This is a genomic window from Pseudomonas sp. YQ_5 (assembly GCF_043103305.1).
Taxonomy (GTDB): domain Bacteria; phylum Pseudomonadota; class Gammaproteobacteria; order Pseudomonadales; family Pseudomonadaceae; genus Aquipseudomonas; species Aquipseudomonas putida_Y.
The window spans coordinates 1-9,399 of record NZ_JBICJS010000109.1 but is presented as its reverse complement, the minus strand read 5'-3'; the positions used below and the strand labels follow the sequence as shown (position 1 = coordinate 9,399).

The 9,399-nt window shown below is 59.5% G+C and carries 6 protein-coding genes; 3 read left to right on the top strand and 3 right to left on the bottom strand.

Features of this window, described 5'->3' with window-relative positions; translation table 11 throughout:
• On the bottom strand, positions 1–959 hold a 959-nt coding region (locus tag ACF8EA_RS23915), incomplete at its 3' end, for a retention module-containing protein (protein ID WP_392523503.1).
• Between the two features lie 989 nt (positions 960–1,948).
• Here ACF8EA_RS23915 and ACF8EA_RS23910 point away from each other — a divergent pair.
• Together ACF8EA_RS23910 and ACF8EA_RS23905 are read left to right on the top strand one after the other, a co-directional pair.
• Positions 1,949–4,105 carry a type I secretion system permease/ATPase gene (locus ACF8EA_RS23910; protein ID WP_021785124.1) on the top strand — a complete coding sequence of 719 codons (2,157 nt, stop codon included), beginning with the start codon at positions 1,949–1,951 and terminating at the stop codon, positions 4,103–4,105.
• Positions 4,095–5,471 carry an HlyD family type I secretion periplasmic adaptor subunit gene (locus tag ACF8EA_RS23905; protein ID WP_392523501.1) on the top strand — a complete coding sequence of 459 codons (1,377 nt, stop codon included), beginning with the start codon at positions 4,095–4,097 and terminating at the stop codon, positions 5,469–5,471. The genes ACF8EA_RS23910 and ACF8EA_RS23905 overlap by 11 nt, the downstream gene beginning before the upstream one ends.
• A 156-nt stretch (positions 5,472–5,627) precedes the next feature.
• Here the strand turns inward: ACF8EA_RS23905 and lapD are convergent, their stop codons facing one another.
• Positions 5,628–7,574 (bottom strand): cyclic di-GMP receptor LapD, encoded by a 1,947-nt coding sequence (gene lapD / locus ACF8EA_RS23900; RefSeq protein ID WP_392523499.1) that lies wholly within the window; start codon positions 7,572–7,574, stop codon positions 5,628–5,630.
• A gap of 10 nt (positions 7,575–7,584) precedes the next feature.
• Complete coding sequence (gene lapG, locus ACF8EA_RS23895) at positions 7,585–8,346, bottom strand: cysteine protease LapG (RefSeq protein ID WP_181005098.1); 762 nt, start codon at positions 8,344–8,346, stop codon at positions 7,585–7,587.
• A gap of 203 nt (positions 8,347–8,549) precedes the next feature.
• Between lapG and ACF8EA_RS23890 the strand changes: the two genes are divergently transcribed.
• Positions 8,550–9,239 carry a GntR family transcriptional regulator gene (locus tag ACF8EA_RS23890; RefSeq protein ID WP_103468999.1) on the top strand — a complete coding sequence of 230 codons (690 nt, stop codon included), beginning with the start codon at positions 8,550–8,552 and terminating at the stop codon, positions 9,237–9,239.
• The last annotated feature ends 160 nt before the right edge of the window (positions 9,240–9,399 follow it).

Here is a 9,399-nt window from a genome sequence, read left to right as displayed (position 1 = left end):
TGGCCGTTCGACAGAGTCACGGTGACCGGAGTCTGGGCAGGATTGCTCAGGGTCACGGTGTAGGTGATCACGCCGCCTTCGGTCACGCTTGGCGAAGCGGTCAGGGTCGCAGTTGTGGTGTCGATTGTATCGGTCACTTGGGTAACCGCTGGCGTTTGCGGCAATGTCACCGTCAGACCGCCACCACCGGTACTGCCTGTCACGGTCGCCGAAATCTGGCTCCCGTCGATGTAGGGAGTGTCATTTGCCGGAACTACGACGTTGACGCTTCCACTGGTCTGCCCGGCCGGAATGACGATCACGGCACCGTTGGACAGAGTAATTACCAAGTTGGTGGTCGGAGCCTGACCAACGGTGGCGGTATAAACGATTACGCCACCCGCTTCACTGATAGAGGGGGTTGCGCCAAGAATCAGATCAGTAGCGACGTTGGTATCCGTCGTGGGTGTGGTCACCAGGTTATTGCCGTTGGTGTCCAGCAGGCCCACTTCTTCGCTATCGAGTACACCCGCAAAGCCCAGCCCATCAGTCGGGAAGCCGACCGTCGGGTCAACTCGGCCAGCCGTTTCTTCGAGCATCACGAAGCTGTGGCCACCGCCCAGCGCACCACCACCACCCGCTGATGACGGGCCAGCGGCGGTAGCTTCAAGCTCAGTAGTCGGGTCAACACCAGCAGCAATAGCCTGCTGCAGCTCTTCCACCGAAGGCGCGGCCTGCGCTGCAGCCTGGCTCAGGTCGGTACTGCTGTCAGGCGCGTCGGCGCTCCATTGGCTGTCACGGCCCAGATCGAGCATACGGCCATCAGCCAGCTCCAGAGTAACTGCGCCACCAGGACCGGTGAGCACTTCCTCACCGGTCAATAGGCGGTCACCTTCGATAAGTACACGCCGGATGCCCTCTGGGGATACCGCAATAACCTGGCCGACAATGCTTTTGACGATGGCTACAACGCTGCTCATTGGACTCTCCGTGTGACCCGATGGGTACTTCCCTGCCAGAGCGGCGCTTGATAGCCACTTCAGGCGGAACTATGTCGATGATCTCTTGACGTTTTGACGTCAATATTCCGTCTATAACTTTCTGGAATTGACTGACTGCCAAACTATTGACCTTATACAGGCCATCCTAAACAATCGGCAATGTAATGTCACATTGATATTTTTACCTTAGCCAAGCGTTTCCGAAGGACAAATGCCTTACATCATCTAAAGCGTGTTAATCCGTCAGCCACGGCACTTTTTTTCATACACCTTGGCAGCCGTAAATCATGCCGTCCTCGGTGGGCAATGTCAGCGTTACTGGCGTCAACATTCAGGTCACGCCCAATTGCCGGACTCTGATTGTCGAATAAGCACAAACCTTGCCGGAATGCGGCCAGGCAGAGGTCGATAACCAGCAAAGCCGGGGTGCGTGCTCGCTTGAGGCACACCAGGTTTTCAAATCTGCGCCAGCCACGAGCAGCGATTTGTCACAAATCAAAGAGATGACGTACGAGTGCGCGAATACTGGCCTCCCGACCACCGGGAATCGCTTACGATTATTGAATGCAAGAAGGCAAAGGATCTGTTTTCTATAGATGAATTTTGACTAACAAGCCACAGATTTGCGCCAACAAACCAGCGCCTGTTTACTGACAATAACTAAGCTGAAACCCTAAGCCCTTGCATCCCGTCGCTGGGTCGCAGGCTATGCTGCAGTTGACGTCAAGCCGGATGATGGCTGGCTCAAAAATGAAACAATCATTGCGCCACTGCGTATGGTGCAAATGAAGCACGTAGAATTGTTTACTCAACACCGATTCAAGGCGACCATTGGCAAGTTGCTTAAGCATCGGGGCGTGAATCCCCTTATCAGCACAGCTTTACAGCACCAAAGAGAGCCAGGGTGAGCCGCCTGACCTTAACGACGGCACACCCCCTACCCACCACAAGGATGAAGAGAGCGCCGCGTGGAATCCGAAGTCAGTCGAGTCCAACTCAGCCACGATCCACGCAGTCAGCATGACGATCCCCTGCTGGATAGTCTGTTGAGCCTGTGTGTCCTGCACCAGAAGCCCGCCAGCCGGGTCATGCTGACAACAGGCCTACCGTTACCCGCCCAGCGCCTGAGCCCTGAACTGCTGCCTCGCGCCGCGGCCCGGGCCGGCCTGCAGGGGCGCGTTCTTCAGCGAAAGCTGGAGCAGATCCCGAGTATCGCCATGCCGGCCATGCTTTTGCTGAAGGAGGGCCGCAGCGCCGTCCTGCTCGGCTGGGAGAACGAAGACACCGCGCGCCTGCTACTCAGCGAAAGCGACGGTGGCGAGGTGCACGTCAGCCGCGAAGCACTGCTAAGCGACTACAGCGGCCGAGTATTCTTCGCGCAGCCTCAGCACAAGTTCGATGTCAACCACGGCAACCTCATCCCACGCGCGAAGTCGTGGTTCCGCGACACCCTGCTGCGCAGCAAGTGGTTGTATATCGACGCCATCGCCGCGAGCTTGGTGATCAACCTGATCGCCCTGGCCGCGCCACTGTTCGTGATGAACGTGTATGACCGGGTGGTGCCAAACCAGGCCACCTCGACGCTTTGGGTACTGGCCATCGGTATCGCCGGCGCGTACATCTTCGACCTGATCCTGAAAGGCCTGCGTGGCCTGTGCCTGGACCTGGCCGGCAAGAAGACCGATCTGATCATCTCGGCAACGCTGTTTGAACGTATCGTCGGCATGTCGATGAAGTACCGGCCGGCGCGGGTCGGCAGCTTTGCCCAGAACATTCACGAGTTCCAGGGCCTGCGCGACTTCCTCGCCTCGCTGACCCTGACCAGCCTGATCGACCTGCCCTTCACCATCCTGATTTTGATCGTCATCGCCATCATTGGCGGGCACCTGGTGTGGATTCCGATCATCGCCTTCCCGCTGGCTCTGGGTATCGGCTACGCCCTGCAGCGGCCACTGATGGCGACCATGGAGCGGACCATGGCGTTGGCATCAGAGCGCCAGTCCAGCCTGATCGAAACCCTGGCAGGTCTGGATGCGGTAAAGGTCAACAACGCCGAAAGCGAACGCCAGTACATGTGGGAGCAAACCCTCGGCACCCTGAGCCGCCTGGAACTGCGCGTGAAAGTGCTGTCGAGCCTGGCGATGAACATCACCCTGCTGATCCAGCAACTGGCAGGCGTGGCAATGATCTGCGTCGGCGTGTACCTGATCATAGATGGCAACCTGAGCATGGGCGGCCTGGTGGCTTGCTACATGCTCAGCGGCCGCGCCCTCGGCCCTTTGGGCCAGCTCAACGGCCTGCTCGCCCGCTACCAGCAAGCCAAGGTGACCATGGTCTCCACCGACCACATGATGGATCTGCCGCAAGAGCGCAACTTCGAAGAACGCCCGCTGAGCCGCAAGGTGCTGCAGGGCAGCGTGGAGTTCCGCGGGGTCGACTTCACTTATCCGAACCAGCAGAACCTGGCCCTGAAGAATATCAACCTGACCATCCGCCCTGGCGAGAAAGTCGGCATCATCGGTCGCAGCGGCTCGGGCAAGAGCTCGCTGGCCAAGCTCATCGTCGGCCTGTACGAGGCCGACGGTGGCTCGCTGCTGGTCGATGGCGTCGACATTCGCCAGATCGATGTCAGCGAACTGCGCCACAATATCGGCTACGTCCCACAGGACATTCAGCTGCTCGCCGGCACCTTGCGTGACAACCTGGTCAGCGGCGCCCGTTACATCGAGGACGAACTGATCCTGCAGGCCGCTGAACTGGCGGGTGTACATGAATTCGCCCGGCTGCACCCCGACGGCTACGAGCTGCAAGTGGGTGAACGCGGTCAGAACCTGTCCGGCGGACAGCGGCAGAACGTCGCCTTGGGCCGTGCGCTGCTGCTCAACCCGCAGATCCTGCTGCTGGACGAGCCGACCAGCGCCATGGACAACACCGGAGAAGAACGCCTCAAGCAGCGCCTGCAAGCGGTGGTAGAGGGCAAGACTGTACTGCTGGTCACGCACCGTGCCTCGTTACTGTCGCTGGTAGACCGGCTGATCGTGATCGATCGCGGGCAGATTGTCGCCGACGGCCCGAAAGCCGCGGTCATGGATGCACTGAAGAAGGGGCAGATCAGTGTTGCATAAGCTGGATATTGGGCAGTTCAAGGACGGCCTGCGGCGCTATTTCAAAGGCAGCGACTCGCTTGGCGGCCAGCCGCTGCCCGAGGTAAACAAAACCCTGATCGAAGATGCGCCGCGGGTGGTTCGACTGACCATCTGGGGCGTGATCCTGTTCTTCGTGTTCTTGATCGTATGGGCCAGCGTTGCGCCCATCGACGAAGTTACCCGGGGTGAAGGCAAGGCCATTCCGTCTTCCAAGGTGCAGAAGATCCAGAACCTGGAGGGCGGAATCGTTGCCGAAATCTTCGCCAAGGAGGGGCAGATCGTCGAAGTGGGCCAGCCATTACTGCGCCTGGATGAAACCCGCTTCGCCTCCAACGTAGGTGAAACCGAGGCTGACCGCCTGGCCATGGCCCTGCGGGTCGAACGCTTGAGTGCCGAGGTCCAGGACATCCCGCTGGTAATCGACGAGAAGCTGCGTAAAGCCGCGCCAAACCAGGCGGCCAATGAAGAGTCGCTGTACCAGAGCCGGCGCCAGCAACTGCAGGACGAAATTGGCGGCCTGCAAGAGCAGTTGGTCCAACGCCAGCAGGAACTGCGCGAATACAGTTCCAAGCGCACCCAGTACGCCAACAGCCTTGCGCTGCTGCGCAAGGAAATCAGTATGTCCGAACCGCTAGTGGCAACCGGCGCGATTTCCCAGGTTGAAGTGCTGCGCCTACGCCGTGCTGAAGTGGAAAACCGCGGTCAGCTGGATTCCACTGCGCTGGCGATCCCACGCGCAGAGGCGGCCATCCGCGAGGTGCAAAGCAAGATCGAAGAGACTCGTGGCAAGTTTCGAAGTGAAGCGCTGACCCAACTGAACGAGGCACGCACCGAACTGAACAAGGCTACTGCCACCAGCAAAGCGCTGGACGACCGGGTGCACCGCACACTGGTCACTTCGCCCGTGCGAGGTATCGTCAAGCAACTGCTTGTGAACACCATTGGCGGGGTAATCCAGCCAGGCAGCGATATCATCGAAGTCGTGCCACTGGACGACACGCTGGTCATCGAGGCTAAGATCCTGCCCAAAGACATCGCCTTCCTGCACCCTGGCCAGGAAGCGACGGTCAAGTTCACCGCGTATGACTACACCATCTACGGTGGGCTCAAGGCCAAGCTGGAGCAGATTGGCGCCGACACCATTACCGATGAAGACAAGAAGACTACGTATTACCTGATCAAGCTGCGCACTGATCGCAGCCACCTGGGGACTGACGAGAAGCCACTGCTGATCATCCCGGGGATGGTGGCGACGGTGGATATCATGACAGGCAAGAAGACCATCATGAGCTACCTGCTCAAGCCGATCATGAAAGCGCGCTCGGAAGCGCTGCGCGAGCGGTGATAGCCGGCCTGCTGGTTTCGCCATTGCTGCAGGAGCGGCCTTGTATCGCGACGGGGCTGCACAAGCGGCCCCGTGTATCGCTACGTGAATCCTGGGGCCGTTCCGCGGCCCTTTTCCGGCTCTAGGTCGCTTCTACGGCGGGGCACGAAAAGACGTTCAGCGCCAGGGCGCAGGCTCACCCACCAGTTGCCCCTGAATCCCGCCCACTCCCATCTCCTGCAACACCAACCGCTCCCCTTCCGTCTCGACTCGCTCGGCAATCAGCGGAAGGTCGATGCTGTGCGCCGCTCGCTGTATCGCTTCGATGAACAGCCGCTTGTGCTGCTCATGATCGATGTTGCGGATGTAACTGCCGTCAATCTTCAGGTACGCCAAGCCTAGGTGCGCCAGATTACCTATCATGCTGAAGCGCCCGCCAAAGCGTTGCAACGCCAGGCCGAAGCCAAGCCCATGCAGGCGCCGGGTGAGTTGCTCCAATGCTGCCTGCTCAGGCAACTGCTCCTCGCCAATTTCAAATACCAGCCGCGGGCCAAGCGCCGCGTTCTGGCCCAGCAGCTCGAAAACGCGCTGAAGAGCCTTGGGGTCGGCCAGGGTGGCGGCGGACAGGTTCAACGCCAGCACCTGATCATGCCCTCGCAGGTGCGCCAACACTTTCTCCAGCACCAGCACATCCAGCCGCGGCATCCAGCCGAAGCGCTCCAGCCAAGGCAGGAAGCGGCCCGCCGGCAAGGCTTCACCCTGGCCATCCTGCAAACGCGAAATGACTTTGTGATGCAGTATCTGTGGCGAGGAAGCGCAATCCATCACGGGCTGGAAGAACAGTTCGAAATGCCCATTGATAAACGCCTGATCGAGCCGCTCGTGCCAGGCATGCTGGCTGTCCGCAGCAACCGCGGCAACACCTTGCTCAAGGCATACCCAACCTGGCGTTGGCTGGTTCTCAGCGCGGGCCAGAGCCTCGTCGGCGAGCTTCAGCAACGCCTGCGGCGAATCACCAGGGCTGAATGGCGCCAGGCCTATACATGCCACCGGGTCAATATCGCTGGCACCTGTTTCGTGCAGGCTCTGCAACGTTGCCTCTAGAGCCTGGGCAAGCTGTACTGCCTCCTCATGCACCATGCCCGGTGCCAGCACTGCAAACTCGCCGCCGCGGCTGCGGGAAATGAGGTCTTTGGTTTCTGGGTAACTGGCACAAGTACGGCGCAGCTGTTCACCTACCGCTTGCAACAACTGGTCAGTACGCTGGCCGCCAAGGCGGGCGTTAAGGCCGGCCAGGCCCTGAACCCGCAACAAAAGCAGGTAGCCGGCGCGCGCGTCTTCCAGGTTGCTTACCCGAGTGTTCAGCTGCATTTCGAAATAGCGGCGGTTCGACAACCCGGTCAGGCTGTCCTGATAGGACTCCGCCCGCAGCCGTTCACTGCGCTCGGCCTGCTCGGTGAACAGGGCTTTGAGCTTCTCGACCATCTGGTTCATCGCTTGCACCACGCGGCGTAGCTCCGGCGTGCGTGGCAACTCTGGGAGGCTGAGGAATTCGCGGCGGGCAATGGCGTGGGATTGCTCGACCATGTAGTCCAGTGGCTTCAACTGACGGCGCAATAACAAGGCACCGAGCACGGCACTGGCCGCACCGCACAACAGCAACCAACCGAGGCTGCCCAAGGCACTTTGCCAAAGCTTGGCAATGGCGAACATCGGGTGGCTGATCACTTCAACGCGCGCGGCCTGTTGCCAGCCACGGCTGACGATTGCATCGCCGCCGGCGGCCTCTAGGCCGATCAGGTGCACGAACCAAAGCGGGACACCGCCAGGGTCTGGCTCGGCGTGACGCTCCACCAGCACGGCATTGGAGGCCAGGTCGACAACCTTGATGCTTGCATAGTAACCACTGTCGAAGATCGAGCTGACCATCAACTCGACCATCGCTGGGTCGTCGATATTCGGCGTCAGCGAAAGCGCCAGCGCAGTGGCCGCATCCTGAGCGTGCGAGCGCAACTGGTTGACGTACTGGCTGCGCGAGCTTTCCAGGCTGACCATGAAACTGCCACTGAAGGCGACTACCAGGAACAGGCAAATGGCCAACAGCAATTGTTTGAACAGTGACATCTGTGCTCCTTCAGTAAACCGGCTCGGCCGGGAACCCTTCGGCCTGCATTTTCTTCAACAAATCCTGCCAGCGTGACAGCCGCTTGGTATCACCAACCTTTTTGTTCCCTGCTGCGCCCGTCAGCCATAACCCCTCACCATTGAAGGCGTACACCGGCAGCAGGTCAGTACGCTGGCTTGCCGGCTTGATGGCATCCATCAGGCTGTCAAGCACCAAAGGCTGGGCCTGTGGGCTTGAATAATAGGTCAGGACCATGTGTGCCCGGTTCTGCCGCAGCGCCTTGACGTAGGTGATGCGCAGTTTTTCGCTGGGGATTCCCATGCGCCGAAGGCTGAAATATTTTGCGATAGCGTAATCCTCGCAGTCCCCTGCACCTTTGATCAGTGCCTGCACAGGTGTGGCCCAGTAGTCGACCTCATGCCACAGATCGATATCCTCGACATAACGCAATTGCTGGTTGAAGAAGCGGTTGATCACTTGCAACCGTTCAAGCTCAGTACCCTGCTTCTGCGTGGCCATCAGGTTCTGCCAGGCATCGATGCGGCCTTGCCCGGCACCCAGTGGGCCGTACAGGGCCTGCGACTTGCGGCTGATCTGGGAGAAATCCCAATCCGCGTGCAAGCCGCCCAGCAGAAGACTGCCCAGCAGCGCGGCAAAGCCGACATGTCGCACAACGGTTTTGAGCAAGCAGGATATCGCCACTGCGAAGCCCTGTTCAGACCAGTCGAAAGCAGCGATGGTGGGGCTTGCCACAGCAAAAGACAATGGCAACCTGCAATCACGCACCCGGCCGTCAGCCCACCTATACTTTCTACTTACATCTTTCTATAGGCAGCTTTCTTTGACGTGCGACTTCCTCCACCATAGCCGCGCTTTTGGGGCGCCCGTACCAGTGTGGGTGCAGGTTTGACACCCTCACAAGCTGTTACTAGCGTTATTGGATCCAATATAGTCATCGTTGAGGCAGGCGTAGCGTGGCCAAGAAAATCAAATTGAGTGATGTGCTGGCCAGCGAGCAGTTGTTGCCGCATCAGGCCCGTGGCGTGATCGAAGAACGCCTGCGCAGCGCCATTCTCGATGGTCGCTTGCCGCCTGGTACTGCAGTTCGCCAACAAGAGCTCGCCACCTTGTACGGCGTCAGTCGCATGCCCGTGCGCGAGGCCCTGCGCCAGCTCGAAGCGCAATCCCTGTTGAAAGTGGAGATGCACAAGGGCGCCGTCGTTGCACCGCTGATCGGCGAGGATGCAGTGGACACCTATGCCCTTCGCGTATTGCTCGAGAGCGAGGCGCTGCGCCAGTCTATCCCGCTGCTTGATGCCAGCGACATCGCCAGCGCCCGCGGGTATATCCAGCAACTGGAGAACGAGACCAGCCACACCGAAATTGGCCGCCTCAACCGCCTGCTCCACATGGCGCTGTACAGCAAGGCGCCGAACAAGAAACTACTGCGCCTTATCGAGAACGAACTGAACGAGGAAGAACGCTTCCTGCGTTTCCATCTTTCGTCCATGGGCCTGGGCAAACTGACTCAGGACGATCACAACGCACTGGTAGATGCGGCCAGCGACAAGCTGGTGGACGAAGCGGTAGCGGTGCTGGAACGGCACCTCAATGGCGGGGCGCGGGTGATCCGTAATTACCTGGATACGCACGTGGGGCGTTAGCCTGATACCGGCCTTACGCGCGAGTTGATGGATTGCAAATTAGTACTGCCTGCAAAAAATGAGACTACATATCATTCATGCGCACGGATGCCTGCACCCTCCCCATGCCCAACAACGAGTCCGTGCAAACGCTCTGAAGTGACCACCATGGCTGGTTGCA